This window comes from Ferrimonas marina, from assembly GCF_900129905.1.
GTDB classification, from domain to species: Bacteria; Pseudomonadota; Gammaproteobacteria; order Enterobacterales; family Shewanellaceae; genus Ferrimonas; species Ferrimonas marina.
This window is the reverse complement of sequence record NZ_FQXG01000005.1, coordinates 434,299-460,547: the sequence shown is the minus strand read 5'-3', so window position 1 is coordinate 460,547 and position 26,249 is coordinate 434,299. Positions and strand designations below refer to the sequence as shown.

The 26,249-nt window shown below is 62.9% G+C and carries 26 protein-coding genes and 1 other RNA gene; 20 read left to right on the top strand and 7 right to left on the bottom strand.

From position 1 onward, the window contains the following. The first annotated feature begins 2 nt into the window (after positions 1-2). Genes aroB through BUC04_RS14455 form a run of 3 tightly spaced genes read left to right on the top strand, consistent with a single transcriptional unit; the run spans position 3 to position 3,413 of the window. The gene (gene aroB / locus BUC04_RS14465; RefSeq protein WP_067665882.1) at positions 3-1,082 is read left to right on the top strand and encodes a 3-dehydroquinate synthase; all 1,080 of its coding nucleotides are present in this window, start codon (positions 3-5) and stop codon (positions 1,080-1,082) included. Continuing rightward, the gene (locus tag BUC04_RS14460) at positions 1,079-2,557 is read left to right on the top strand and encodes an SPOR domain-containing protein (RefSeq protein ID WP_067665885.1); all 1,479 of its coding nucleotides are present in this window, start codon (positions 1,079-1,081) and stop codon (positions 2,555-2,557) included. The genes aroB and BUC04_RS14460 overlap by 4 nt, the downstream gene beginning before the upstream one ends. A 31-nt stretch (positions 2,558-2,588) precedes the next feature. Further along, a complete protein-coding gene (locus tag BUC04_RS14455; RefSeq protein ID WP_067665888.1) occupies positions 2,589-3,413 on the top strand; it encodes a Dam family site-specific DNA-(adenine-N6)-methyltransferase in 825 nt (274 codons plus the stop codon). Here the strand turns inward: BUC04_RS14455 and BUC04_RS14450 are convergent. The 3 genes from BUC04_RS14450 to BUC04_RS14440 form a co-directional block, all read right to left on the bottom strand. Continuing rightward, positions 3,410-3,607 carry a DUF2970 domain-containing protein gene (locus tag BUC04_RS14450; protein ID WP_067665891.1) on the bottom strand — a complete coding sequence of 66 codons (198 nt, stop codon included), beginning with the start codon at positions 3,605-3,607 and terminating at the stop codon, positions 3,410-3,412. The genes BUC04_RS14455 and BUC04_RS14450 overlap by 4 nt on opposite strands. Further along, entirely contained in the window at positions 3,594-3,791 is a 198-nt protein-coding gene (locus BUC04_RS14445) for a hypothetical protein (protein ID WP_067665894.1), read from the bottom strand. The genes BUC04_RS14450 and BUC04_RS14445 overlap by 14 nt, the downstream gene beginning before the upstream one ends. Before the next feature lie 121 nt (positions 3,792-3,912). Continuing rightward, positions 3,913-4,584, bottom strand: coding sequence for a TorF family putative porin (locus tag BUC04_RS14440; RefSeq protein WP_143165731.1), 672 nt, complete (start codon positions 4,582-4,584; stop codon positions 3,913-3,915). Between the two features lie 188 nt (positions 4,585-4,772). Between BUC04_RS14440 and rpe the strand changes: the two genes are divergently transcribed. Genes rpe through trpS form a run of 3 tightly spaced genes read left to right on the top strand, consistent with a single transcriptional unit; the run spans position 4,773 to position 7,164 of the window. After that, positions 4,773-5,459 carry a ribulose-phosphate 3-epimerase gene (gene rpe, locus BUC04_RS14435; protein WP_067665900.1) on the top strand — a complete coding sequence of 229 codons (687 nt, stop codon included), beginning with the start codon at positions 4,773-4,775 and terminating at the stop codon, positions 5,457-5,459. Further along, a complete protein-coding gene (locus BUC04_RS14430; RefSeq protein WP_067665903.1) occupies positions 5,459-6,160 on the top strand; it encodes a phosphoglycolate phosphatase in 702 nt (233 codons plus the stop codon). Before rpe ends, BUC04_RS14430 begins: the two co-directional genes overlap by 1 nt. Then, positions 6,157-7,164: a tryptophan--tRNA ligase gene (gene trpS / locus BUC04_RS14425; protein ID WP_067665906.1), complete on the top strand. Its 1,008-nt coding sequence runs from the start codon at positions 6,157-6,159 to the stop codon at positions 7,162-7,164. The genes BUC04_RS14430 and trpS overlap by 4 nt, the downstream gene beginning before the upstream one ends. Positions 7,165-7,581: 417 nt before the next feature. On the opposite strand, the gene dolP is transcribed toward trpS, so the two are convergent. From dolP to BUC04_RS14405, 4 genes are read right to left on the bottom strand one after another with little or no spacing between them, the layout of a single operon-like run. Beyond that, entirely contained in the window at positions 7,582-8,145 is a 564-nt protein-coding gene (gene dolP, locus BUC04_RS14420; RefSeq protein WP_067661572.1) for a division/outer membrane stress-associated lipid-binding lipoprotein, read from the bottom strand. Positions 8,146-8,148: 3 nt separating this feature from the next. Beyond that, complete coding sequence (locus BUC04_RS14415) at positions 8,149-8,736, bottom strand: phosphoheptose isomerase (RefSeq protein WP_067661574.1); 588 nt, start codon at positions 8,734-8,736, stop codon at positions 8,149-8,151. Positions 8,737-8,750: 14 nt separating this feature from the next. Beyond that, positions 8,751-9,086, bottom strand: coding sequence for a YraN family protein (locus BUC04_RS14410; RefSeq protein ID WP_067661576.1), 336 nt, complete (start codon positions 9,084-9,086; stop codon positions 8,751-8,753). Next, entirely contained in the window at positions 9,083-10,903 is a 1,821-nt protein-coding gene (locus BUC04_RS14405; protein ID WP_159437699.1) for a penicillin-binding protein activator, read from the bottom strand. Before BUC04_RS14405 ends, BUC04_RS14410 begins: the two co-directional genes overlap by 4 nt. A 104-nt stretch (positions 10,904-11,007) precedes the next feature. On the opposite strand from BUC04_RS14405, the gene rsmI reads away from it, so the two are divergent. The 14 genes from rsmI (at position 11,008) to BUC04_RS14335 (ending at position 26,248) form a co-directional block, all read left to right on the top strand. Beyond that, the gene (gene rsmI / locus BUC04_RS14400; RefSeq protein WP_067661580.1) at positions 11,008-11,847 is read left to right on the top strand and encodes a 16S rRNA (cytidine(1402)-2'-O)-methyltransferase; all 840 of its coding nucleotides are present in this window, start codon (positions 11,008-11,010) and stop codon (positions 11,845-11,847) included. A gap of 83 nt (positions 11,848-11,930) precedes the next feature. Then, an RNA gene (gene rnpB, locus BUC04_RS14395) (RNase P RNA component class A) lies at positions 11,931-12,334 on the top strand. A 533-nt stretch (positions 12,335-12,867) separates the two neighbouring features. Beyond that, positions 12,868-13,326 carry a division/cell wall cluster transcriptional repressor MraZ gene (gene mraZ, locus BUC04_RS14390; protein WP_067661582.1) on the top strand — a complete coding sequence of 153 codons (459 nt, stop codon included), beginning with the start codon at positions 12,868-12,870 and terminating at the stop codon, positions 13,324-13,326. Continuing rightward, on the top strand, positions 13,326-14,273 hold the full coding sequence (rsmH, locus tag BUC04_RS14385; protein WP_067661584.1) for a 16S rRNA (cytosine(1402)-N(4))-methyltransferase RsmH: 948 nt from the start codon (positions 13,326-13,328) through the stop codon (positions 14,271-14,273). Before mraZ ends, rsmH begins: the two co-directional genes overlap by 1 nt. Further along, positions 14,273-14,587 (top strand): cell division protein FtsL, encoded by a 315-nt coding sequence (gene ftsL, locus BUC04_RS14380; protein ID WP_067661586.1) that lies wholly within the window; start codon positions 14,273-14,275, stop codon positions 14,585-14,587. Before rsmH ends, ftsL begins: the two co-directional genes overlap by 1 nt. Continuing rightward, entirely contained in the window at positions 14,584-16,335 is a 1,752-nt protein-coding gene (locus BUC04_RS14375; protein WP_067661588.1) for a peptidoglycan D,D-transpeptidase FtsI family protein, read from the top strand. The genes ftsL and BUC04_RS14375 overlap by 4 nt, the downstream gene beginning before the upstream one ends. Next, complete coding sequence (murE, locus tag BUC04_RS14370) at positions 16,319-17,788, top strand: UDP-N-acetylmuramoyl-L-alanyl-D-glutamate--2,6-diaminopimelate ligase (protein ID WP_067661590.1); 1,470 nt, start codon at positions 16,319-16,321, stop codon at positions 17,786-17,788. Before BUC04_RS14375 ends, murE begins: the two co-directional genes overlap by 17 nt. Further along, positions 17,785-19,152 carry a UDP-N-acetylmuramoyl-tripeptide--D-alanyl-D-alanine ligase gene (locus tag BUC04_RS14365; protein WP_067661592.1) on the top strand — a complete coding sequence of 456 codons (1,368 nt, stop codon included), beginning with the start codon at positions 17,785-17,787 and terminating at the stop codon, positions 19,150-19,152. Before murE ends, BUC04_RS14365 begins: the two co-directional genes overlap by 4 nt. Continuing rightward, positions 19,152-20,231 carry a phospho-N-acetylmuramoyl-pentapeptide-transferase gene (gene mraY, locus BUC04_RS14360; RefSeq protein WP_067661594.1) on the top strand — a complete coding sequence of 360 codons (1,080 nt, stop codon included), beginning with the start codon at positions 19,152-19,154 and terminating at the stop codon, positions 20,229-20,231. The genes BUC04_RS14365 and mraY overlap by 1 nt, the downstream gene beginning before the upstream one ends. A 1-nt stretch (position 20,232) precedes the next feature. Further along, on the top strand, positions 20,233-21,531 hold the full coding sequence (gene murD, locus BUC04_RS14355) for a UDP-N-acetylmuramoyl-L-alanine--D-glutamate ligase (RefSeq protein ID WP_067661596.1): 1,299 nt from the start codon (positions 20,233-20,235) through the stop codon (positions 21,529-21,531). Then, positions 21,528-22,808, top strand: coding sequence for a cell division protein FtsW (ftsW, locus tag BUC04_RS14350; RefSeq protein WP_234977418.1), 1,281 nt, complete (start codon positions 21,528-21,530; stop codon positions 22,806-22,808). Before murD ends, ftsW begins: the two co-directional genes overlap by 4 nt. Next, entirely contained in the window at positions 22,801-23,886 is a 1,086-nt protein-coding gene (murG, locus tag BUC04_RS14345) for an undecaprenyldiphospho-muramoylpentapeptide beta-N-acetylglucosaminyltransferase (RefSeq protein ID WP_067661597.1), read from the top strand. The genes ftsW and murG overlap by 8 nt, the downstream gene beginning before the upstream one ends. Next, positions 23,883-25,331 carry a UDP-N-acetylmuramate--L-alanine ligase gene (gene murC, locus BUC04_RS14340; protein ID WP_067661599.1) on the top strand — a complete coding sequence of 483 codons (1,449 nt, stop codon included), beginning with the start codon at positions 23,883-23,885 and terminating at the stop codon, positions 25,329-25,331. The genes murG and murC overlap by 4 nt, the downstream gene beginning before the upstream one ends. After that, positions 25,331-26,248: a D-alanine--D-alanine ligase gene (locus BUC04_RS14335; RefSeq protein ID WP_067661601.1), complete on the top strand. Its 918-nt coding sequence runs from the start codon at positions 25,331-25,333 to the stop codon at positions 26,246-26,248. Before murC ends, BUC04_RS14335 begins: the two co-directional genes overlap by 1 nt. The last annotated feature ends 1 nt before the right edge of the window (position 26,249 follow it).

The following is a 26,249-nucleotide window of genomic DNA, read 5'->3' as shown; positions in this document are numbered from 1 at the left end:
CCATGGAACGGATCGACGTCGAACTGGGTCAGCGCAGCTACCCCATCATCATCCAGGCCGGCCTGCTGGACAGCGGTGCCCAGTGGCTGAGTGAGATCAACACCAAGCGCCTGCTGGTGGTGACCAATGAGGTGGTGGCGCCGCTCTACCTGGAGCGTTGCGTCGCCATGTTGGCCTCCACCGGTAAGACCGTGGACACCCTGGTCCTGCCCGACGGTGAAGCCCACAAGACCCTGACCACCCTTGACGGGATCTTCTCCCGCGCCCTGGAGCTGGGGCTGAGCCGCGATTGTGCCCTGGTGGCCCTGGGCGGTGGGGTGATCGGTGACATGGTCGGCTTTGCGGCGGCCTGTTACCAGCGGGGCGTGCCCTTTATCCAGATCCCCACCACTCTGCTGGCGCAGGTGGACTCCTCGGTGGGGGGCAAAACCGCGGTGAACCACCCACTGGGTAAAAACATGATCGGTGCCTTCCATCAGCCATCCCTGGTGCTGATGGACATCAACACCCTGGCCACGCTGCCAGCGCGGGAGTTCGCCGCCGGCATGGCGGAGGTGATCAAGTACGGCATCCTCTGGGATGCGGACTTCTTCGCCTGGCTGGAATCCCACCGGGACGATCTGTTAGCGCAACAACCGGAGGCGTTGAATTACGCCATCCGTCGTTGCTGCGAGATCAAGGCGGAGGTGGTGGCACAGGATGAAACCGAGCAGGGGGTTCGCGCCCTGCTGAACCTGGGTCACACCTTTGGCCACGCCATCGAGGCCGAACAGGGCTACGGCAACTGGCTCCATGGCGAAGCGGTGGCTACCGGGATGGTGCAGGCCGCTGAGTTGGCGCAGCAGCTGGACTGGCTGGATGCCGAGGCCGTCGACCGGATCCGCGCCTTGCTGCAGGCCTTTGAACTGCCGGTGTCCGCCCCGGAAGGGATGGGCTTCGATCAGTTTATTCCTCATATGCGCCGCGACAAGAAGGTACTGGATGGCCGCCTCCGGCTGATCCTGCCCCGTACCCTGGGGCGTGCTGAGGTGGTGTCCGACGTCACGGAAGCACAACTTCAACAACTGCTAGATCCTTCATGAGTTCATCCGAGGCTGTGGATACCCTGCTTCCCAGCCAACGTAGCCTGCTGGAGCGGCTGCGCTACCTGACCGAATACGGCGATCACCTTATCTTGCTGCACGGTGACGCTGGGATGGGCAAGACCACCCTGGCGCAGTCACTGTTGGAGCAGTGTGAGGAGTTCAACCAGGCCTACGTCGCCAGCGGCGCCGGAGAGGATCCGGCGGCGATCCGTGAGCGGTTGGTCCGCCAACTGGACGCCGAGGTGGTGTTTGACCCCCTGGAGCCCCTGCCCGATACCCTGGAGCGGCTGCTGCCCCGTCAGCCCCAGCGCATGATGCTGGTGGTGGATGATGGTGAAAACCTGGCCGACACCCTGTTGGCCGAGTTGTTGGGCCTGGTGATGGACAACGAAGCCCTGGCGGGACGGGTGGTGCTGGTGCTGTGCTGCCGACCTGCGCTGTTGCAGCGGTTGCTGGAGGCGCTGCCGGAGGATGCCCAGGCTCGGCTGTTACCGGTGGAGATCAGCCCCCTGGCCCTGCGTGAGCGCCACAAGCTGTATCAAGCCCTTGTCGCCCGCGAGGGACAACGACACTTCATTAATCAAGAGGCGGTGGATCGCCAGCTGGCCCAATCCGATGGCAGCCCCAAAGCGGTGGTGGCCCTGGTGGAGGCACTGGCCCCCAGTGCGGCCCTGTCTGCCTTCAATAAACTGACCCCACTTCATCGTCGTGGCATTGCCGTGGTCGCCGGTCTGGTGGTGTTGATGATGCTGTGGCTATGGCTGGATCCCGGCCCGGCCTCCGACGTCGAACTGGTCGAGCAACGGATCCCGGTGGCATTGCCGGCGCTGGAGCCCGAGCCTGAAGCGCAGCCGGAGCCGCAACTGGCGCTGGCAGGGGAGTGGCCACCGACCCAGGTTGAGCCGACGGAAAAGGCTCAGAACGAAGCAGAGGCGATGGCGCAGGCAAGCGAGGCCAGTGCGGCGGATGAGCCGCAAGAGCTGACCCCAGCTGAGACCATGGTGACTGAAGCCGATGTGGCGTTGGTCAGCGTCGATCTAGAGGATGCCCCAGCCGTGGAGGAGGTCAGCTCGCAGCCGGTTTCCACCCCCGAGGCGGAGCCGGTGGACACCGCGGCGTATGAGCCAGAGCCGGAGCCGTTGCCCCTGGCGGAGCAGCCGCTGATGGAACGGCCGGACAGCAGCTACGTGCTGCAACTGGCGGTGTTCTCCTACCCCAACCTGATCCCGGGCTTTCTTGAGAGCCACGGGCTGACCGAGGGGATCACCGTCTACCGCATCGATCGCCAGCCACTGCCCTGGTATGTGCTGGTGATGGGGGGCTACGACAGCCGGACCGCCGCACAGCAGGCGATGTCAGATTTGCCGGACAACCTGGCCAAGCTCTCGCCCTACATCAAATCCATGGCAGCGGTACAAAAAGAACTTTCTGAACAGCAACAATTGGCTGAGATCCTGAATCAAGACAGGTAAACTCTCCGCTTTTCGATACAACGGTTGGCCGATGACTAAATCCAGAGCGTTTCTCAAATGGGCAGGGGGCAAGTTTAAGCTGGTAGACCAGATCGCCGCGCGCCTGCCTCGCTCGGAGCGATTGGTCGAACCCTTTGTCGGCGCTGGCTCGGTGTTTCTCAACACCGACTACGCCGAGTACCTGCTCAGCGACATCAATCCGGATCTGATCGGCCTGTACCAGACGCTGCAGCAACGACCGGATGATTACATAGCGACCGCTCGTAAGCTCTTTGTCCCAGTGAATAACGACAAAGAGACCTATTACGGCATGCGTGCCGAGTTCAATCAGACTCACGACCAGTTCGGTCGAGCTGTGCTGTTCCTCTACCTCAATCGCCATGGCTACAACGGCTTGTGCCGATACAACAAGTCCGGTGGCTTTAACGTGCCCTTTGGCTCCTACAAGAAGCCCTATTTCCCCGAGAAGGAGATGTGGTTTTTTGCCGAGAAGGCCCAGCGCGCCACCTTCTTCTGTGAAGGCTATGGCGATGCCTTCGCCCGGGCCCGCCATGGTGATGCCGTCTACTGCGATCCGCCCTATCTGCCGCTGTCGACCACCGCGAACTTTACCAGCTACGCCAGTGGTGGCTTCAGCCTCGACGATCAGGCTCTGCTGGCGGACTGCGCCGTGGCCGCAGCCAACAAGCAAGCGGCCACCGTGCTGATCAGCAACCACGATACGCCGCTGGCCCGCAAGCTTTACCATGCTGCCAGCCTGGATACCCTAAAGGTGACGCGCTCCATCAGCCAGACGGCATCGGGACGCAAGAAGGTGGATGAGTTGTTTGCCCTGTATCGGCCGGAACGGGACTAGGGATTGAGGCTCAAGGCCAGCTGCACCAGCAGCCACAGGCCGAGCACAAAGACGATCAGCGCAACGACGCCAACAATAAGATAGGGAACCGGGGAGTGGTGGCCAAAGTCCTGGGTTCGTTTGGCCTCAGTCTGTACACCGAACAGCGCCGCAACGACGCTTTGTATCAGGTCCAGCAGCTTAGGGCTGGCCAACGGGCGTGGCTTCCTTAGGGCGGTACAACAACTCGAGCAGGTCGACGAAGTGAAACTGGCTGGAGCCACTGCCGGTGATCCACTGGTGCCACTTGAGGGTGGCGGTCTCTTGCAGGCAGCGGGTGTCCTCTTCACAGCTCAACACGCCAGACAGGGTGACAGCACCGGCGGCCGTGACCAGCACAGCGGTTGCTCCCATAAGCGCTAATTTTCGACGTTGAACAAACACAATCGCCTCCTGAGGACTGCCCAGGAGGCGATTATAACACCGGTGTTGCGTTGATGCTATTTCAGTGTTAACGACTTCAGATGTCGAACTCGTAGGCCCAGCTCACCAGGAAGATCGGGTCATCGTCATCCAGATCGGTGTCGCTTACCATAAAGGTGAAATCGCCCATCGCCTCGGTGCTCTTGGTCAGCGACAGGTTGTAGTTGAGGTAGTCCTCATCTTCGTCGATGTCGAAGCTGTAGTGGCCGATGGCAAAGCCCAGGGAAACGCTGTCGGTCAGATCAAAGCCCAGAGTACCTTCCACGTAGAGGGCGTTTTCATAGAACTTCTCGTCGGCACTTTCGTTGGTGCCGTAGGAGACGTTCAGGCCCAGCCAGTTCCAGCCGATGCTACCGTAGACCTCACCGAAGTCGAGATCATCGCCATTGGGGTAGGCGTAGTAGATGTAGCCGACGTCGTAACCGAAATCGCCAATCTCGCCGCCAAAGCCGCCGTACAGGTCCCACTCGTAGGTGGCCGCATCGCCAAATTCGATATTGGAAACCCAGGTGCCCAGGTAGAAGCCGGAGTCATGACCCCAGTCGATGCCGCCGGAAACCGCCGGTGCGCCATCGGTTTGGGTGACACCACGCCACAGGTAATCACTGGTGACACCGATATTGCCGCTGACGTCCGCCATGGCTGGCGCAGACAGCAGAGCGCTGGCGCTCAGTATGGTACCGACCGCTACAGATACTGCGTTTTTCATCATCCATTCCCTCTTTTATCCAATTGGGGCAAAGCCCGGTTTTTTAAAAGCAAATCGGGAAGGACCTAGGGGGGTCCTTTCAACATAAACGGGAATGAATTGGAATTGCAAGGTGGCGATAAAAAGCGATTTGGGTCTAATAAACCAAAGCGATACACTGTGGCGCACTGCTGCCCGAGGAAGATGTGATGAACAATTACCTGATCTGCCCCTCCATCCTGTCGGCGGACTTCGCCCGGCTGGGTGAGGATGTCGCTAAGGTGCTGGAAGCCGGCGCCGATGTGGTCCACTTCGATGTGATGGACAACCACTATGTGCCCAACCTGACCATCGGCCCCATGGTGTGTCAGGCGCTGAAAGCCGACATGGATCGCCGTGGGATCCAGGCCCCCATCGACGTGCACCTGATGGTGAAGCCGGTGGATCGATTGATCCCGGACTTTGCCAAGGCAGGTGCCTCCATCATCACCTTCCATCCGGAAGCCTCGGAGCACATCGACCGGACGGTGCAGCTGATCAAGGATCACGGCTGCCAGGCGGGCCTGGTGTTCAACCCGGCCACCCCATTGCACTACCTTGACCACCTGATGGATAAGCTGGACGTGATCCTGCTGATGTCGGTCAACCCCGGTTTCGGTGGCCAATCCTTTATCCCCGGCACCCTAGACAAGATCCGCCAGGTGCGCGAGCGCATCGAGGCCAGTGGCCGACCGATCCGCTTGCAGGTGGATGGCGGCGTCAAGGTGGACAACATCGCCGAGGTGGCCGCGGCCGGTGCCGACATGTTTGTTGCTGGCTCCGCCATCTTCAACCAGCCCGATTATGCCCAGGTGGTCGAACAGATGCGCCAGGAGCTGGCGGGAGTGGCCCGCTGATGCCGCTGTCCCAGGTACAAGCCATCGCCTTTGACCTGGATGGGACCCTGATCGACAGCGGTCCCAGCTTGGCCCATGCGGCGGCGGAGACCCTGATCGATCTGGGCCGACCGCCCTGCGATCCCACCAAGGCCTTGGGCTGGATTGGCAATGGCGCCGAGGTGCTGATCCGCCGGGCCCTGTCTGACGATGTCCAGGTTGATCCCGGCCTGGATGAGGCGCTGGTGGCCAAGGCGCTCTCGCGCTTTCATCACCATTATGCCCAGCACCAGGCCGGCCCGGAACTGCTCTATCCCGACGTGGCTCAGACCCTGACTACCCTTAAGGCGCGGGGCTATCGACTGGGGCTGGTGACCAACAAGCCGGCCCAGTTTGTGCCTGAGCTGCTGGCGGCCTGTGGCATCGATCATCTGTTTGATCACTGGTTCGGTGGCGACAGCCTGGCCCGGCGCAAGCCGGATCCGCTGCCGCTCAACACCCTGCTGCAGCGCTGGGGACTGACCCCGGAGCAGATGCTGATGGTGGGGGATTCCCGCAACGACATCGAAGCCGGTAAGGCGGCGGGCTGCCCCACCATTGGCCTGAGTTACGGCTATAACTACGGGCTGGACATCCGCACCCTAGATCCGGATCATGCGCTGGACCAATTCAAACCGTTGCTGGCGCTGCTGCCGGCCTTAACCGAGAACGAGATCCAATGAGTAAACCCATCGTCTTTAGTGGTGCCCAACCGTCGGGCGGCCTGACCCTTGGTAACTACATGGGTGCACTGCGTCAGTGGGTGAACCTGCAAGACAGCCACGATGCGCTCTACTGCATCGTTGATCTGCACGCCATCACCGTGCGCCAGGACCCGGAAGCGCTGAAAAACGCCTGCATGGATACCCTGGCCCTGTACCTGGCCATTGGCATCGATCCCGATAAGAGCACCGTGTTCGTGCAGTCCCATGTGCAGGAGCACACCCAGCTGGCCTGGATCCTCAACTGCTACACCCAGATGGGTGAACTGAACCGGATGACCCAGTTCAAGGACAAGTCCGCACGCCACGCCAACAACATCAACGCTGGTCTGTTCAGCTACCCGGTATTGATGGCGTCCGACATCCTGCTGTACCAGACCAACGAGGTGCCGGTCGGCAACGATCAGAAGCAGCACCTGGAGCTGTCCCGCGACATCGCCACTCGCTTCAACAACCTGTACGGTGAGGTGTTTGCGATTCCGGAGCCGCACATCCCGCAAACCGGGGCCCGGGTGATGAGCCTGCAGGATCCGACCAAGAAGATGTCCAAGTCGGACGACAACGCCAACAACCGCATTGGCCTGCTGGAAGATCCCAAGGTGATCACCAAGAAGTTCAAGAAGGCGGTAACCGACTCTGACGATCCGGCCGTGGTGCGCTACGACTTGGAAAACAAGGCCGGCGTCTCTAACCTGATGAGCATCTACTCCGCCACTTCTGGCAAGAGCTTTGCCGAGATCGAGGCGGAGTTCGAGGGCAAGATGTATGGCCACCTCAAGGTGGCTACGGCCGAGTCCGTGGTGGCGATGCTGGAGCCGATGCAGCAGCGCTTCAAAGAGATCCGTGCCGATCAGGCCTACCTGGATGCGGTGATGAAGCGCGGCGCAGAGAACGCCCGCGAGCGAGCCGCTGCCACCCTAGCCAAGGTGTACGAGGCAGTCGGCCTGCCGCCGATGCCGCGTTAAGCGCTGAGCCACAAAAAAGCCGCCCCGATGGGCGGCTTTTTTATGGCGCTGAGGCTGCTAGCTACTGGGGCGGGCTGCGCCCTTCTAGGAAAAGGCAGGCACTAGGCCGGGCATAGCCCTTCTAGAGGCTAGGAAGAGCGTTGGAAGGAAAGGTACTAGGCCGGGCAAAGCCCTTCTGGGTACTAGGAGGAGCAGGAGATAGGAAGAGCTAAGGAAAGTCGTTGACGGTGATGGTTCGAGCTCTAGGCTAGCCTGCCTAGCACCTAGCACCTAGCACCTAGCACCTAGCACCTAGCACCTAGCACCTAGCACCTAGCACCTAGCACCTAGCACCTAGCACCTAGCACCTAGCACCTAGCACCTAGCACCTAGCACCTAGCACCTAGCACCTAGCACCTAGCACCTAGCACCTAGCACCTATTGGTACTCGAACACCTTCACAACCTTGCGCACCCCGGCGGTGGTGCGGGCCACGTCCACCGCCAGATCGGCCTCCTGGCGGTCCACCAGGCCGAGCAGGAACACCTCACCGTTCTCGGTGATCACCTTGATGCGTAGGGCATCCAGCTCGCCGTCACTGAACATGCGAGATTTCACCTTGGTGCTGATCCAGGTGTCATTACTCTTGGTGGTAAAGCCCACCGGGCTGCCCTGGCGCAATTGGTCGTGCACCACGGTGACCCCCTCAACCTGGCTGACGATGCGCACCGCCTTGTCACGCAGCACCGGGGTGGGCACCTGGCCCACCAGCAGCACCTGTTGATTCATGCTGATGGCGCTGATCCGAGCCTGGGCGCGCAGATCCTCCTCGCCCCGCAGGGCCGAGGCGATGCGCACCTCCAAGGCATGGTCATCGATCTGGGTACTCATCGAGCGGCGGTCGTTGACCATCACCGCACCACCCACGGCACCGGCCATGATCGCTCCGGCACAACCCGCCAATTGGGTGACCACCAGCAATATCCCTATCGCACGCCACATGGCTCAGTCCTCCTGGGGGAACAGGGTGCGATCGATGTTGTCGCACAGGCAGTGGATTGCCAGTAGGTGCACCTCCTGGATGCGGGCGGTGCGGTTGCTGGGGACGCGGATCTCCACGTCGTTTTCGCTCAGCAGGCCGGCCATAGCACCGCCATCCTTGCCGGTCAGGGCAACGATGGTCATATCGCGGTTCACCGCCGCCTCCATCGCCTTGATCACGTTGCCGGAGTTGCCGCTGGTGGAGATCGCCAGCAGGATGTCACCGGGCTGGCCCAGGGCGCGCACCTGCTTGGAGAAGATCTCCTCGTAGCTGTAGTCGTTGGCGATGGCGGTGATGGTAGAGGTGTCGGTAGAGAGGGCGATGGCGGGCAGGCCCGGGCGCTCGATCTCGAAACGGTTGAGCAGCTCCGCGGAGAAGTGCTGGGCGTCACCGGCGCTGCCGCCATTGCCGCAGGCCAGGATCTTGTTGCCCCCGAGCAGGCATTGGACCATCGCCATGGAGGCCTTCTCCAGGGACTCCGGCAGCGCTTCCGCCGCGTCGATCTTGGTCTGAATGCTCTCGGTAAAGCTCTCTTTAATCCGCTCCAGCATGGCGCGTTCACCTCTTAAAATGCGTTTTCAATCCAGTCGATGTGCTCGCCAGTCATGGCCACCACATCGAATCGGCAGGGGCGGTCCTCCCAGCCGTGTTGTTGTAAGTACCACTGCGCCGCCAGGCGCAGTTTTTGTTGTTTGGCCGGGGTTACCGCGGCACTGGCGCCGCCAAAGCCACCGCTGCGACGGTATTTCACCTCGACGAACACCAGCTGGTTGCTGGCCTGCATCACCAGGTCAACCTCACCAAAGCGGCAATGGACGTTACGAGCCAGAGGCGTTAGCCCCTGGGCCTGGAGGAAGTCACAGGCCCGTTGCTCGGCCCAGTCGCCGCGAGCCCGAGTCATCCTTCCGGGCGCAGCGTTCCGCGACGGTAGCGGGACCAGTCCAGCTGTCGCTCCAGGTTACCATCCGGCTCCACCGTCAGCTGGCCGGATAGGCCACGCATGCGGTAGCCGGTGAACACCCGCATCTGCGCCAGGCGGTCGATCAGGCTCCAGCTGTCGTAGCCCATGGCATACAGTCGTTGCAGTGCCAGCGAACGCTCGGGCCACAAGGCAACCGCTTGTTGATGTTCAGCATTGTCGCTTAACAGCCAGGGCATGTCACTGAGGCGCAGGCCATCGAGCTCCTCCGCCTGGCTGCCGGAACCCAGCTCGCCGTGGGCCCGGCTGCTGGCGTACAAGGCCAGGGGATCGGCGAACACTGCCAGGTTAACGTCGACAAAGGGCTTGAGCAGTCGGACCTCGTTGCTGGTGGCCACCAGGTAGAGCGCATCCACATCCCGACGGGAGCGGAAGTCCGCCTTGGTGCGGGGGCCGAACAGTGTGCGGATCTCGGCGATGCGGGCGTTGCTCTGATCCACATGCATGGCGGATTGCACGGTTTCCCGCATGCTGTCATTGCCCTGGAAGTAGTGGATCTCCGCCTCCTCCTCAGTCAGCTCCAGCCACTCTTCGGCAAAGCGATCGGCCATGCGGCGGCCGGTGGCACTCTGCGACGCCAGTACCATCGGACGCTGGATCCCCTGGGCCTGCATTCGCTGTGCGGCTTGACGGGCCTCGCTTTCCGGATCCAGCGAGAAGAAGTAAAGGTCTTCGTGGGGATCGAGACCGTCGTTCTGATTCAGCGCCAGCAGCGGCACCTCACCCTGGTAGACCGCCATAACCGCGTCCAGGTTGGGTTTGAGCAGGGGGCCGATAACAAAGCCGGCACCCTCATCCAGGGCCTGTTGATAGGCCTCCGCCGGGTCCAGTTGGTCGGTGTCGTAGAAGCGCACCTTACGGCTTTGTTCATCACCGAGCAGGTTGGCCAGCAGGCCATCCTGGATGGCTCGGGCCTGGTTGGCGAATTGGCCCGACAGGGGCAACAGCACCGCCACCTGCTCCGGTCGGTAGGGCTGAACGTTGATCGCCTGCTCCAGATCGCTGGGCAGGCGGCGGGACGCCGGATGGGTCGGGTTGCGGCGCTGCCAGCTGGCCAGTTCCGCTAGCATGGTGGTGGGCTGTACCGCGTAATGCTGGGCCAACCAGGCCAGCTCCAGCCAGGCCTTCCATTGGCTGTCGCGGGTCTGGGCCATGGCCGCCTGCAGCTCCTCTTCCGGCATCGGCGAGAGCAGTTCCCAGATCCGGTCCCAGTTGGGCTGCTGGTAGGCATCGGACAGGTAGGGTCCTAGCTCGTAATGGGCAAAGGCCTGGGACAGGGGGGCACCGGTTTGCTGGAAGTAGCGGATCTGCAGGGCGTAGCGATCCCGCCACTGGGCCGAGGACAGGGCCCATTGGCCTGGCCAGTCCAGCATCGGCAGTACCTGGTCCAGCTGCTGGGTCTCCAGCGCGATGCGGGCACGCAGCAGGCGGTGCTCTGCCGCCAGGGTGCCGCTGCCCGGCAGCTGTGCTTCCAGGCTGTTGAGCAGGTTCTGGGCGGCATTGACCTGACCCTGTTGCAGGTAGGCCCGGGCGGCCAGCAGCAGGTTGGCCTGACGGCGCTCGCCATCGCTGCGCTCCGCTTCGGCCAGGTAATAGGCGGGAGCGGCGCTGGATTGACCCAGGGTAATGCTGCTGGGCTCGGAGACCGGTTCCGGTCCGGTGGCACAACCCAGCAGGGCTGTGACCAGGGCCAGCACGGTCAGCGAACGGCGGGCGCGAAGGGGGGTAAGGCTTTTCACCAGCACCTTCCTGTCTGATAGTGATAGACTTTAGCCCTCTAGTTTAACCCCCTGTTTGTCGTAAACCAATTGGCGTCTGCCAGCTCAGAGAAGGCGATCTCCCTATGTCCACCGACGTTGCCCTGTACATCGTGCCCACCCCCATCGGAAATTTGGGGGACATCACCCAACGGGCGCTGGAGGTGTTGGAACAGGTTGCGCTGATCGCCTGCGAAGATACCCGTCACAGCGGTAAGCTGTTGAGTCACTTTGGGATCAATACCCGCACCATGGCGCTGCACGATCACAACGAGCGGCAGCGGGCGGCCAGCTTGATCCAGAAACTGGCCGCCGGCGACAGCGTCGCCTTGATCTCCGATGCCGGTACCCCGCTGATCTCCGATCCCGGTTACCACCTGGTGACCCAGGTGCGCGAAGCCGGTTACAAGGTGATCCCGCTGCCGGGCCCTTGCGCCGCGACCACCGCTTTGTGCGCCGCCGGGCTACCGTCGGACCGTTTCGCCTTCGAGGGCTTTCTGCCCGCCAAGAGCAAGGCCAAGCGCGATACCCTCGAGGCACTGTGCCAGGAACCCCGCACCCTGATCTTCTATGAATCGCCCCGTCGGGTGCTCGACACCATCGAACAGATGGTAGCGGTGCTGGGACCGGACCGCCCGCTGGTGCTGGCCCGCGAGCTGACCAAGAGCTTTGAGACCATCCACGGTGCGCCGGCAGAAGAGCTGCTGACCTGGCTGCAGCAGGACGAGAACCGTACCCGCGGCGAGATGGTGTTGATGGTGGCGCCGTTCAAGGCAGCGGAGGATGCCCTGCCGGCGGAGGCGCTGCGCACCACCGAGCTGCTGTGCCAGGAGTTGCCGCTGAAAAAGGCGGCGGCGCTGGCGGCGCAGATCCACAACGTTAAGAAGAACGCCCTGTACAAACATGGCCTGGCGGCGGGCTGGTAATCGATTAAGGAAGCAGCAGTTGCCCTGGCGGCACCGGTGTAGACTGGTGCCCGCCGGCCCGGGGCGCTATACTCCTGCGCCTTGGAGTTGGCCAGGCAATCGCTGCCTTGTCGTTGTGCCGGTAGACCTTAGGGTATAAAGCAGACGGGCAAGGGGGAGGAAAGTCCGGGCTCCATAGGGCAGGGTGCCAGGTAACACCTGGGGGGCGTGAGCCCACGACCAGTGCAGCAGAGAGCAGACCGCCGATGGCACTTCCTCGGGAGTGCACAGGTAAGGGTGAAAGGGTGCGGTAAGAGCGCACCGCGCGGCCAGTAATGGTTCGTGGCACGGTAAACTCCACCCGGAGCAAGACCAAATAGGCCCCCATTGGCGTGGCCCGCGTTGGGGGCGGGTAGGTTGCTTGAGCCTGGGAGCGATCCCAGGCCTAGAGGAATGATTGCCGCCGCGCAAGCGGAGACAGGACCCGGCTTATCGGCCAACTCCAACCTAATCAAAACGAAAAAGCCCCTCACCTGAGGGGCTTTTTTGTGTCCTATGTCGACCTGGATTGGTACAAGATGCTGCCAGTGTGTGGATCAGGCAGTGCTTAGCTTTGAGAAAAAAGGGGGTGCCAATGTCGATCGCCTTTTTTGCTGACTGTCTCGTGCCATTGGGCAGCACAAACAAATGCCTGGAAAGAAAGAGGCAGGGTTAGGTCCTGCCCGTCGTCATTCAGCGGCCGACAGCGTCTTGGACAGAACAAGACCTGGCAATAGAGCCGCTGGGGCCTGCCTTTATTCGAAGATCGCCGATCGTTATACGATCGGAGTATTTGCTTTTAACTGGATGTTTTTCAGTCGTATAGCGATGAACTTCCCAAAGTCATAGGCGGCAAGTTTCAGTCCTGGCGCGGCTTTCCCCGAGAATTTGACCACGTCCCTTCCTTGACAATCCTTGCTTCCGGCTCATAATTTGAGTCGTTGTGGGATAAAGTGGTTATTAGTGGATCTATATGGATCATTAAGACAGGGAAGGGTCTCTATGTTCCGAGGTGCCAACGCCATCGCGCTGGACAGCAAAGCACGTTTAACGGTACCGACCCGGTACCGCGAACCGTTGCGCTCGTTGTGCGGCGGCCAAGTGGTCTGCACCGTCGACTTCCAATCCCCCTGCCTGTTGCTTTATCCCCTGCCAGAATGGGAACTGGTTGAGCAGAAACTGATGGCCCTCTCCGATACACAGCCGGCGGAGCGGGCGCTTAAGCGTTTGCTGCTTGGCTACGCCACCGAGGGCGAAGTGGATAAGGCCGGTCGCCTACTGATCTCGGCGCCGCTGCGGCAATACGCCCAGCTGGAGAAGCCGTTGATGCTGGTAGGCCAACTCAACAAATTTGAGATCTGGTCGGAGCCCTTGTGGCAGGCGCAGATCGCCGAAGCCCATCAGCAGGTGGGCTCGGAGGATATCCAGAATAACCCCCGGCTACAGGACTTTTCACTCTGATGGCAGAGCAATATCAACACATCACCGTCTTGCTTGACGAAGCGGTCGACGGTCTGGGCCTGAAGCCGAACGGGACCTACGTCGATGGCACCTTTGGCCGTGGTGGTCATTCCCGTCATATCTTGTCGCGACTGGGGCCCGAAGGGCGCCTGATCGGCATCGACCGGGATCCCCAGGCGATCGCCGTGGCCGAGCAACTGGCCAGCGAAGACGATCGCTTCCAGATCGTTCACGGCCCCTTCTCCGGCATCGCCGAGTACATCGAAGCGCTGGGCCTCAAGGGCCAGATCGATGGCGTGCTGCTGGATCTCGGCGTCTCTTCTCCCCAGCTGGACGACGCCGAGCGCGGCTTTAGCTTCCTGCGCGACGGGCCGCTGGACATGCGGATGGACAACAGCCGCGGTGAGACCGCGGCCCAATGGCTGGCGCGGGCAGAGGCTAACGACATCGCCTGGGTTCTCAAGACCTTTGGTGAGGAGAAGTTTTCCCGCCCCATCGCCCGCAAGATCAAGGAACACATCGCCGAAGGGCTGCCGATGGAGCGCACCCTGGATCTGGCCGGGTTGATCGAGAAGATGACGCCACAGCACAAGCGGGAGAAGGGCAAGCATCCGGCCACCCGCAGTTTCCAGGCGATCCGGATGTACATCAACAGCGAGCTGGAAGAGATCGAACAGGCGCTGCAGGGCGCGGTTCAGGTTCTGGCCCCCGCTGGCCGCCTGTCGGTGATCAGCTTCCATTCCCTGGAAGACCGCATGGTGAAACGCTTCATGCGCAAGATGAGCCAAGGCCAGGAGGCACCGCGAGGTCTGCCCCTGACCCAGGCCCAGTTGGATGAAAGCAAGGTGCTGAAACTGGTGGGCAAGGCCCTCAAGCCCAGTGACGGCGAAGTGGAAGAGAACACCCGGGCACGCAGTTCAGTCCTGCGGGTAGCGGAGAAACGGTAATGACCACGGACAAACCCAGCCTGACACGCATCATTCTCAACGACTTGTGGCAACACAAGGGCCTGCTGGTGCTGGGTTTGGCGGTGGTGATCACCGCTTTTGCGGTGATCTGGTCGGCGCAGGAGTCGCGCCGTCTGACCGCGCAATGGAACAACCTGCTGCAGGAGCGGGATCACCTCGATGTGCATTGGCGTCACCTGCTGCTGGAGGAGCAAACCCTGGCGGAGCATAGCCGCATCGACCGCCTGGCCCGCAATCAGCTGGAGATGAACCGTCCCAATCCGGCCCAGGAACGGGTGGTGAGACTGCCATGAGTCGTCAGGCCAAGCAAAAGCTCAAACCCACCCCTTTTCGCTGGCGCCTGCAGCTGGTGAGTGTGGTGATCCTGCTGGTGTTCGGTGCCATCGGTGCCCGCGCCGCCTGGATCCAGGTGGTGGCACCAGACCAACTGCGTCATGAGAGCGATCTGCGTACCCTGCGGCTGGAGACCTCCGAGGTGCAGCGGGGCATGATCACCGATCGCAACGGCGAGATGCTGGCGGTGAGTGTGCCGGTGATGGCCGCTTTTGCCGATCCCAAGCTGGTGCGCGATGGCAACGGCTTCGAGGATCTGCGTCGCTGGCGGGCGCTGGCGGACGTGCTGGAGCTGGATGCCGATAGCCTGATTGCCAAGATCCGCGACAGCCGTGGCCGATTCCTCTATATCAAGCGCCAGGTTACTCCGGCGGTGGCGGAGTACATCCGTCAGCTGCGCATCCCGGGGATCTCACTCAAGCCCGAGTCCCGCCGCTACTACCCGGCCGGTGAGATCACCGGTCAGCTGGTGGGGCTGACCAACATCGACGACAAGGGGATCGAGGGGCTGGAGCGCAACTTCGATGACTGGCTGACCGGCTCACCGCAAAAGATGCGGGTGCGAAAGGCGCGCAGCGGTGAAGTGGTGGAGAACCTGTCCGTGGTGGAGGAGGGGGAGAACCCCAATGATCTGGTGCTGAGCCTGGATATGCGTTTGCAGGCCCTGGCCTACAAGGCGCTCAAGCGGGCCACCCAGATGCACATGGCCACCTCCGGCTCGCTGGTGATCATCGACATCCCCACCGGCGAGATCCTGGCGATGGCCAACACCCCCAGCTTCAATCCCAACCAGCGCCGTGGCATCCAGGCCTACCAGCTGCGCAACCGGGCCATCACCGACGCCTACGAGCCCGGCTCGGTGGTCAAGCCCCTGGTGGTCGCCGCGGCCCTGGAGAAGGAGCTGGTGACGGCGGATGAGATGATCGACACCAGCCCCGGCTGGATGCGGGTATCTGGCGGCCTGGTGCGGGATGGTCGTAACCACGGCAAGCAGGATCTCGGTACCTTGCTGGAGAAGTCCTCCAACATCGCCATGGCCAAGATGGCGCTGCAGATGGACGTGGAGGAGCTGTTGGCCTTCTACGCCGATTTTGGCCTGGGCACCTACAGCGGCATCAACCTGGATGGCGAGTACACCGGCAATGTGCCCAAGCGCCACCGCTGGTCTGAACATGAGCGCGCCACCCTGGCCTTTGGCTATGGCCTTACCACCACCCCGCTGCAGCTGGCCCGGATGTACGCCATCCTCGGCGGCGATGGCGTCGCCCGCCCTGCGTCCATCCTCAAGCGCCGCGCCATCCCTGAGGGGGAGCAGGTGCTCTCCCCGCAGGTGGCCCGCCAGGTGGTGGAGATGCTGATCGGTGTGACTGAGCCCGGCGGCACGGCTACCCGGGCGGCGGTGAACGGTTACCGGGTGGCGGGCAAGACCGGCACCAGCCGTAAGGCGATCGCCGGCGGCTACGGCGAGGACTACGTCACCCTGTTCGCTGGCCTGGCCCCGGCCGAGCAGCCGCGGCTGGCAATGGCGGTGGTGATCAATGAACCCCAGGGCGACAGCTACCACGGGGGCACGGTCGCCGCCCCGGTCTTCGCCGAGGTGATGGGGGATGCCTTGCAACTGTTAAATGTGGAACCAAGCCAGGGGCGCGCGCTGCGTGGCACCCTGGCCAACAACCGGATGGGGAGCAGCGATGTCGTCACTCGATAGTGTATTGGCTCCCTGGGTTACGGTAGAAACAGGGATCCGTTTCAATAACATGGCGCTGGACAGCCGTAAGATCGAGCCCGGGGATCTGTTTGTGGCGGTGCAGGGGCACCTGCTGGATGGTCGCGACTTTATTGAAGCCGCCATCGCCAAGGGGGCGGTGGCGATCTTGTGTCAGGCGGATCAAAGTGGCCGCCTGCCGGATCAGGGTGGGGTGCCCGTGGTGGGGATCCGGGCGCTGCCCCAGCACCTTTCTGCGGTGGCGCTGCGTGCCTACCCACAGGCCAGTGAGCCCCGCCTGGTGGGGGTTACCGGCACCAACGGCAAAACCACGGTCACCCAGCTCTATGCCCAGCTGCGAACCGGATTGGATGAGCGTACCGGCGTGATGGGCACAGTGGGCAATGGCTTGTGGGGGCAGCTGACCCCGTCCGCCAACACCACCTCTGACGCGGTCACCGTGGCCGCTACCCTGGCGGCTCAGGCGCAAGCCGGTGCCAGTGCGGTGGCGATGGAGATCTCCAGCCATGGCCTGAGCCAGAACCGGGTCTCGGCCCTGCCCATCGAGGTGGCGGTATTCACCAACCTCAGCCGCGACCACCTGGATTACCACGGCGATATGGAGAGTTACGCCGAGGCCAAGCGCCAGCTGTTCTCCCAGCCGGGTCTGCAGGGGTCGGTGCTTAACCTGGACGACGAATACGGCAGCCTGTGGCATCGCCAGCTTAAGGGGCAGATGCGCGCGCTGGGTTACAGCATTGATGGTGCACGCTGCGAAGGCGACTACCTGACCGCCACTGATCTGCGCTTTACCGACGCTGGTGTCGAGGCGCGACTGGAGTCCTCCTTCGGCCAGGGCCAACTGCGCAGCCCACTGCTGGGCAAATTCAACTTGGCCAACCTGCTTGCCGCCTTAGGGGCTTTGCTGATGCAGGGCTACCCGCTGGCGGATCTGTTAGCCCAGGTGGCCAAGCTGCAGCCGGCGGCGGGCCGGATGGAGCGATATCAGGGCAGCACCGGGCCCACCCTGGTGGTGGATTATGCCCACACCCCGGATGCCCTGGAACAGGCCCTGTCGGCCCTGCGTCACCACTGCCAGGGCCAGCTGTGGTGCCTGTTTGGCTGTGGCGGCGAGCGTGATCGCGGCAAGCGGCCGATGATGGCGCAAAGCGCCGAACGCTTTGCCGACCGCCTGGTGATCACCGCCGATAACCCCCGCAGTGAGGCCTTCGACCAGATTGTCCAGGACATGCTACCGGGGCTGCAAAAGCCCGATGGCGCCCTGGTGATCGAGGACCGCGCCGAGGCGGTCCGCCAAGCCTATCAACAGGCCGCCGATGGCGACCTTATCCTGCTGGCGGGCAAAGGCCACGAGGACTACCAGCTAATCCAGGGTAAAACCCTAAGCTATAACGAGCGCCATTTGGCCCAGGCCTTGACCGGAGAAGAGCAATGATCACGCAGTCGCTGGCACAGTTGACCGAGGTAGTAGGGGGCCGCTTGATCGGCACCGACGTCGAGATTGAGCGGGTCAATACCGACAGCCGCCGACTGCAGCCTGGCGATCTGTTCGTTGCTTTGGTCGGCGAGCGGTTTGATGGTCATGATTTCGTCGCCAGTGCCGCCGAGGCCGGCGCCAGTGCGGTGTTGGTCAGCCGTGAGCTGGACAGCTCCTTGCCCCAAATTTTGGTGGAGGACACCCTGATGGCCCTCGGCCAGCTGGGCGCCTGGTTGCGTCGTGAGGTGAATCCCTACAGCGTGGCGTTAACCGGCTCGGTGGGAAAAACCTCGGTCAAGGAGATGGCGGCCGCGATCTTTGCCCAGGCCGGGGAGACCCTGGCCACCCGTGGCAACCTCAACAACACCATTGGTGTACCCCTGACCCTTTTGGAGCTGGAGCCGCAACACCGTTTCGGGGTGTTCGAGCTGGGCGCCAACCACGCCGGTGAGATCCGCTACACCAGCTCGCTGGTGCGCCCGGACGTGGCCCTGATCAACAACATCCAGCCGGCCCACCTGGAGGGGTTCGGTGGCATGGATGGGGTTTATCGCGCCAAATCGGAGATCTTCGAATACCTGGCTGCCGACGGTAAGGCGGTGGTGAACCTGGATGACGACCGTGCCGACGACCTGCTGGCGCTGCTGGAGGATCGCGACGTGATCCGCTTCTCCAGCGAAACCGTGGCGGACGTCTGGGCCGAACAGGTGGAGCCGGGCAACTTTGGTCACTACCGCTTCAACCTGCACCGCGGAGAGCACTGTGTGCCGGTGCAACTGCCGGTGGCCGGCCGCCACCAGGTCAACAACGCCCTGGCCGCCGCCTCGCTGGCCAGCGCCGCGGAGTTGAGCCTGGAGCTGATCGCCGCCGGTCTGGCCAACACCCCGGAGGTGGCCGGTCGTAACCAGTTCCACAAGATCACCGACCAGCTCACTGTGGTGGATGACAGCTACAACGCCAACCTGGCGTCCACTCGAGCCGCCATCGATCTGCTGGCCCAGCAAAACGGCGTTACCCTGCTGGTGTTCGGCGATATGGGTGAATTAGGTGACAGTGCCGAGGCCCATCACCGTGAAGTCGGTCGCTATGCGGCTCAGAAAGGGATTGATTACTTACTGACAACGGGTACATTAAGCGGTTTTGCCGCCGAGCAGTTCGAAGGTGCGGAGCACCTCGACGATCAGCCTGAGCTGATCCGGCAGTTGGTGCGTCGGATCCAGGGGATCCAGGCGCCCACCACGATTTTGATTAAAGGTTCCCGCAGCGCCCGAATGGAACAGGTGGTCGCTGCCCTACGGGAGCAGTTTGGGGACAACCAATAATGCTGGTCTATCTCGCCGAATACTTAACGCAGTATTTCAGCGCCTTCAATGTCATCTCCTACCTGACGTTCCGGGCCATCATCAGCCTGCTGACCGCCCTGGGCTTCTGCCTGTGGTGCGGTCCCAAGATGATCCGTTACCTGCAGCGCCTGCAGATCGGCCAGGTAGTGCGCCACGACGGGCCGGAATCCCACTTCTCCAAGCGCGGCACCCCCACTATGGGTGGGGTGATGATCCTGGCGGGGATCTTCGTCGCCACCCTGTTGTGGGGAGATCTGGGCAACCACTACGTGCTGGTGATGCTGTTTGTGCTGGGCTCCTTTGGTGCCATCGGCTTCGTCGATGACTACCGCAAGGTGATCCGCAAAGACCCGGCCGGCCTGATCGCTCGCTGGAAATACTTCTGGCAGTCCGTTGCGGCCTTCGTGGTGGCGGTGTGGCTGTATGCCGTGAGCCAACCGGAAGACCTGGTGCTGGTAGTGCCCTTCTTCAAGGACGTGATGCCGCAGCTGGGCCTGGTGTTCATCGCCTTGGCTTACTTCACCATTGTTGGCAGCTCCAACGCGGTGAACCTGACCGATGGCCTGGACGGCCTGGCGATCGTGCCCACGGTGATGGTGGCCTCCGCCTTTGCCCTGGTGGCTTACCTCTCCGGCAACATCAACTTCTCTGAATACCTGCATATCCCGCACCTGCCTGGTGCCGGCGAGCTGGGGGTGGTGGCCACCGCCATGGTGGGCGCCGGATTGGGCTTCTTGTGGTTCAACACCTACCCGGCCCAGGTCTTCATGGGTGATGTTGGCTCGCTGGCACTGGGCGCAGGCCTGGGTGCCATGGCGGTGCTGACCCGTCAGGAGTTCCTGTTGGTGATCATGGGGGGGATCTTCGTTATTGAGACCCTGTCGGTGATCCTCCAGGTGGGCTCCTTCAAGCTGCGCCGTAAGCGGATCTTCCGCATGGCGCCGATCCATCATCACTATGAGCTCAAGGGCTGGCCGGAGCCGCGGGTGATCGTGCGTTTCTGGATCATCTCCCTGTGCCTGGTGCTGCTGGGCCTGGCCACCCTGAAGGTGCGTTAAGATGCATGCCGCCGATACCCTCATCCTTGGCCTGGGCCTGACCGGGCTCTCCTGCGTCCGCTTTTTGCGGACGCAGGGCGTTGAGGTAGCGGTATGGGATACCCGCATGCAACCGCCGGGAGCGGATACCCTGGCCACTGAATTCCCCGAGGTGAGGCTGTTGACCGGCCCGTTCGATGCCGACGCGCTCAAGCGAGCACGCTCTCTGGTGGTCAGCCCGGGCATCCCCCTGGCGACCCCCGCCATCGCCGAGGCGATGGAGGCCGGGGTGGAAGCCATTGGCGACATCGAACTGTTTGCCCGTCACGTGGACGCGCCGGTACTGGCGATCACCGGCTCCAACGGCAAATCCACCGTGACCAGCTGGGTCGGGGCCATGGCCGAAGCGGCCCAGTGGTCGGTCGGCGTGGGGGGCAATATTGGTACCCCGGCACTGGATCTGCTGGGACAGGGCCATCGGCTCTACATCCTGGAGCTGTCCAGTTTCCAGCTGGAAACCACCGACAGCCTGGATGCCATTGCGGCGACGGTACTCAATGTCAGTCCAGACCATCTCGATCGCTACACCGGCTTTGATGCCTACCGGGACGCCAAGCTCAAACTCTATGACCAGGCTCAGCTGTGCATCACCAACCGGGCCGACCCCCACACCCAGGCCCCGGAAGAGCGGGCCAGCCTGAGCTTTGGCCTGGATGCCCCCGTGGGACAGGACTACGGCGTACGGGATGGCCAACTGGTGCAGGGGGACACCCCTCTGCTGGACAGCAACGAGCTGGCCATGGTGGGCTCTCACAACCTGGCCAATGCGCTGGCCGCCTCGGCCCTGGCCCGGGCCGCCGGATTGCCCCAGGAGGCGATCAACCAGGCACTGCGCACTTACCGCGGCCTGGCCCATCGTTGTGAACTGGTGGCGGAAAAGGGCGGTGTTCGCTACATCAACGACTCCAAGGCCACCAACGTGGGGGCGACCCAGGCCGCCATCGACGGGCTGTGTGATCTGCCCGGCCGGTTGCTGCTGATCGCCGGCGGTGACGCCAAGGGCGCTGATCTGACTGAATTGGCACCGACCCTGGCCAAGGTCGACCAACTCATCACTCTGGGTCAGGACGGCCCGGCACTGGCGGCGTTGAAGCCCGGTGCCGAGCAGGTGGCAACGCTGCAGTCTGCCGTGGCCCTGGCCGCTTCCGAAGCGCGACCGGGTGATCTGGTGCTGCTGTCACCGGCCTGCGCCAGCCTGGATATGTTCCGCAACTTTGTCGAACGGGGCGAGCAGTTCGCCGCCGCGGTGGAGGCGCTATGAGCCGACTCGCCGCGATGCAGCAGATGGAGTTGTTTGGTCAGCGCTGGCAGGATGGGCTGCGCCGCCTGTTCCCTGCCAGCAACAGCGAGCCACAGCCCTACGATCGTGGCTTGCTGGTGCTGATCCTGACCCTGATGACCCTGGGGCTGCTGATGGTGGCCTCCGCTTCCATGCCGGAGGCGACCCGGCTGACCGGCGATCCCTATTACTTCATTAAGCGCCAGATGATCTTCCTGGCCGGTGCCCTGGTGATCGCCGCGGTGGTGTTGCGGGTGCCGGTACATTACTGGGAGCGCTACAGCTGGTTGCTGATGCTGGTGGGGCTGTTAAGCCTGATCGCGGTGCTCTTTATTGGCCGGACGGTGAACGGCGCCACCCGCTGGATCCCACTCGGTCCATTCAATTTCCAGGTGGCGGAGCTGGCCAAGCTGGCGCTGTTTGTGTTCCTGGCAGGCTACCTGGTGCGACGCCACCAGGAGGTGCGGGAGAACTTCAAGGGCTTCGTTAAGGCGCTGGCGGTCTTTGGCGTTTACGCCACCTTGCTGATTCAGCAGCCGGACTTCGGCACCGTGGTGGTGATGTTCGTAACCACCACCGGCATGCTGTTCCTCGGTGGCGCCCGGCTGGGCCAGTTCGTCGCCCTGATCCTGGTGGGGCTGGGCGGCTTTATCGGCCTGGTGGCCACCTCGGGTTACCGGATGGCGCGGATCCAATCCTTTATGGACCCCTGGGCTGATCCCTTTGGCACCGGCTACCAGTTGACCCAGTCGCTGATGGCCTACGGTCGGGGCGATTGGTTCGGGGAGGGCCTAGGCAACAGTATCCAGAAGCTGGAGTACCTGCCCGAGGCCCATACGGACTTTATCTTTGCGGTGCTGGGCGAGGAGCTGGGCTTTGTTGGTGTGATCGGGGTGCTGTCGTTGCTGCTGTTGCTGGCGATGCGGGCCCTGTGGATCGGCCACCTGGCTCTCAAGCAGGAGCAGGCGTTCTCCGGCTACCTCGCTTACGGCATCGGTATCTGGTTCAGTTTTCAGACCGCGGTTAACGTGGGCGCCTCGGTGGGGGTACTGCCCACCAAAGGCCTGACCCTGCCGCTGGTCTCTTATGGTGGAAGCAGTTTATGGATCATGACCGCCGCAGTGGCCTTGTTGCTGCGCATCGATCACGAGCGGCGCATCGGTGTGGTACCGGTGACGCCAGCCCCCGAGGCGGACAGCCCGGCGGAGCCACCCATCAAGCCCAAGCGACGCAAGAAGCGGAGGGCCGGCAATGAGTAATGGCAAGCGTTTACTGGTGATGGCCGGCGGTACCGGCGGCCACGTGTTCCCCGCCCTGGCGGTGGCTCGGCGTCTGCGTGAGCAGGGCTGGGAGGTACTGTGGCTTGGCACCGAAGAGCGGATGGAGGCTCGACTGGTGCCCCAGCATGGCTTCGCCATTCGCTTTATCGACATCAAGGGCGTGCGGGGCAATGGCCTGGTGCGCAAGCTCAAGGCGCCGTTGCAGATCCTTAAGGCGATCGGCCAGGCACTGGGCATCATGAAGGAATACCAGCCGGACGTGGTGCTGGGGATGGGCGGCTACGCTGCCGGCCCCGGAGGTATCGCCGCCTGGCTGCGCCGCACCCCACTGGTGCTGCACGAGCAAAACGCCGTTGCCGGTGCCACCAACAAGATCCTGTCCCGCTTTGCCAAGGCCCGCCTGGTGGCCTTTGAGGGCGCGCTGGACAATGCCCAGCGGGTCGGTAACCCGGTGCGTGACGAACTGGTCACCCTGGGGGCGGAACAGCCGGTCCAGGCTGGCGAGCAGCTTAAAGTGTTGGTGGTAGGCGGCAGCCTCGGGGCCAAGGTGCTCAATGACACCGTGCCCTGTGCGGTCGGCCAGATCGCCGGCAAGGCCAGGATCACCGTCTGGCACCAGGTCGGCCGCGGTCAGCGTGCTGAGGTGGAGCAGCAGTGGCAGGCTTGCGCACCGGGTGTGGGTGCCCAGGTGGCGGAGTTTATCGATGATATGGCGGCGGCGTATGCCTGGGCAGATCTGGTGATCTGTCGGGCTGGCGCCCTGACCGTGGCAGAGCTGGCAGTGACCGGCCGGCCTGCCATCCTGGTGCCTTTCCCCCATGCGGTGGATGATCACCAGACCCAGAATGCCCAGGCCTTGGTGGAAGACGGCGCGGCGATCCTGATCCCGCAGCCGGAGCTGACCCCGGATGACCTGGCCCAGCGCCTGTTGGCGTTGGCACAACAGCCGAAACAGCTGGAAGCGATGGCCGTAGCAGCCCGCGCCAGTGCGGTACCCGAGGCCACCGACAAGGTGGCAGAGATCTGCATGACATTAGCGCAAAGGAGCGGTCGATGAGCATTAACCTAACCGCCAACCCGCAATCCCGTGGTGCCATGGGACGGGTGAAGCGCATCCACTTTATTGGGATCGGTGGCGCCGGGATGGGCGGCATCGCAGAGGTACTGGCCAATGAAGGCTACCAGGTGTCCGGTTCGGACATCGCCCAAGGCCCGGTGACACAGCGTCTGTTGGACGCCGGTGCCCAGGTCCATATCGGCCACAACGCCCGCTGGGTCGAAGGGGCCGACGTGGTGGTGGTGTCCACCGCCATCGATGAGAGCAACCCGGAGATCCAGGCGGCCCGCGAGGCGCGGATACCGGTAGTACGCCGGGCCGAGATGCTGGCGGAGCTGATGCGCTTCCGCCATGGCGTGGCCATTGCCGGCACTCATGGCAAGACCACCACCACCAGCCTGACGGCCAGCCTGTTTGGCGAGGCGGGGCTGGATCCGACCTTTGTGATTGGCGGCAAGCTCAACAGCGCTGGCACCAACGCCAAACTGGGCCAGAGCCACTACCTGGTGGCGGAAGCCGATGAGTCCGACGCCAGCTTCCTGCATCTGCAGCCGATGCTGGCGGTGGTGACCAATATCGAGCCGGACCACATGGACACCTATGGCGGTGACATCAACAAGCTGTACGACACCTTCGTTGAGTTCCTCCATAACCTGCCGTTCTACGGCACCGCGGTGATGTGCCTCGATGATGAGGGTGTCAAGGCGGTGATGCCGCGCATCGGTCGCCGTATCGTGACCTACGGATTCCACCCCGAAGCCGATGTGCGTGCCGAAGACTTTGTCCAGATCGGTACCCAGACCCAGTTTACCCTGGTGCGTGAAGGGCATGAGCCGCTGCGCCTGACCCTCAACCTGCCGGGTCGTCACAACGTACAGAACGCCCTGGCGGCCATCGCCGTGGCGATGGAAGAGGGCGTCGAAGACGCGGTACTGCTCAAGGCGCTGGTGGAGTTCCAGGGCATTGGCCGTCGCTTCCAGCAATATGGCGACTTCGATACCGGTAAGGGCGAGGTCCGCCTGGTGGATGACTATGGTCATCACCCCAGTGAGGTGGCAGTGACCATCCAGGCAGCCCGCGCCAGCTGGCCGGAACGCCGCCTGGTGATGGTGTACCAGCCGCACCGCTACTCCCGCACCCGGGATCTGTACGAAGACTTCTGCCAGGTGCTGTCCGAGGTGGACTGCCTGGTGCTGATGGAGGTCTACAGCGCCGGTGAGGAGCCGATCCCCGGTGCTGACAGCCGGGCGCTGTGTCGCTCCATCCGTCAGCGTGGCCTGGATCCTGTCTATGCCCCGGGCCCAGAGGCCCTGCCGGCCCTGCTGGCGGATCAGCTACAAGATGGCGACATCATCCTGACCCAGGGCGCCGGTAACGTCGGTGCGGTGGCCCGCAAGCTGGCCGAGATGGGTATGTCGGTGCAGCGGATGAAGGAGCAAGGCTGATGAGCACACAGCAACAAGGCAAGGTAGCGGTGCTGTTCGGCGGTACCAGCGCAGAGCGAGAGGTCTCCCTCAACTCTGGCGCGGCGGTACTCAAGGGCCTGCAGCGCAGTGGCATCGATGCCCACAAGTTTGACCCGGCGGAGCAACCGCTGCAGGCGCTGGCCGAGTTTGATCGCGCCTTTATCGTGCTGCATGGCCGCGGTGGCGAGGATGGCAGCATCCAGGGGGCATTGGAGCAGCTCAGTATCCCTTATACCGGCTCCCGGGTGATGGGCTGTGCCGTGGCGATGGACAAGGTCCGCACCAAGTGGTTGTGGGCCGGCCTGGATCTGCCCACCGCCCAGTTTGAGGTTGTTGAAAAAGAATCGTTTAGTGAGGAAGACGCGGCGGCTATAATGGCGCGTCTTGGTGCCCCGGTGATGGTTAAACCGGCCAACGAGGGCAGCTCGGTGGGCATGGCCAAGGCGGCGGATGCCGCGGCTTTGGCTCAGGCGATTGAGGCGGCCCTGGTGTACGACGACACCGTGCTGGTGGAGGCCTGGATCCATGGCCCGGAGTTTACCGTGTCGATCCTCGGTGACCGCGCGCTGCCGGTGATCCGGATGGAAACCGACCACGAGTTCTACGACTACGACGCCAAGTACGTTACCGGCGACACCCGTTACCTCATTCCCTGCGGCCTCAGCGCCGAGCAGGAGCAGCGGATGCAGCAGCTGGCGCTCAAGGCCTTCAAGGCCGTTGGCGCGTCCGGCTGGGGCCGGGTCGACGTGATGCAGGACGCCGATGGTCAGTTCCAGCTGCTGGAGGTGAATACCGTGCCGGGCATGACCGAAACCAGCCTGGTGCCCAAGGCCGCCAAGGCGGTGGGACTTGAGTTTGACCAGCTGGTCGGCCAGATCCTCGAGATGGCCAGGTAAC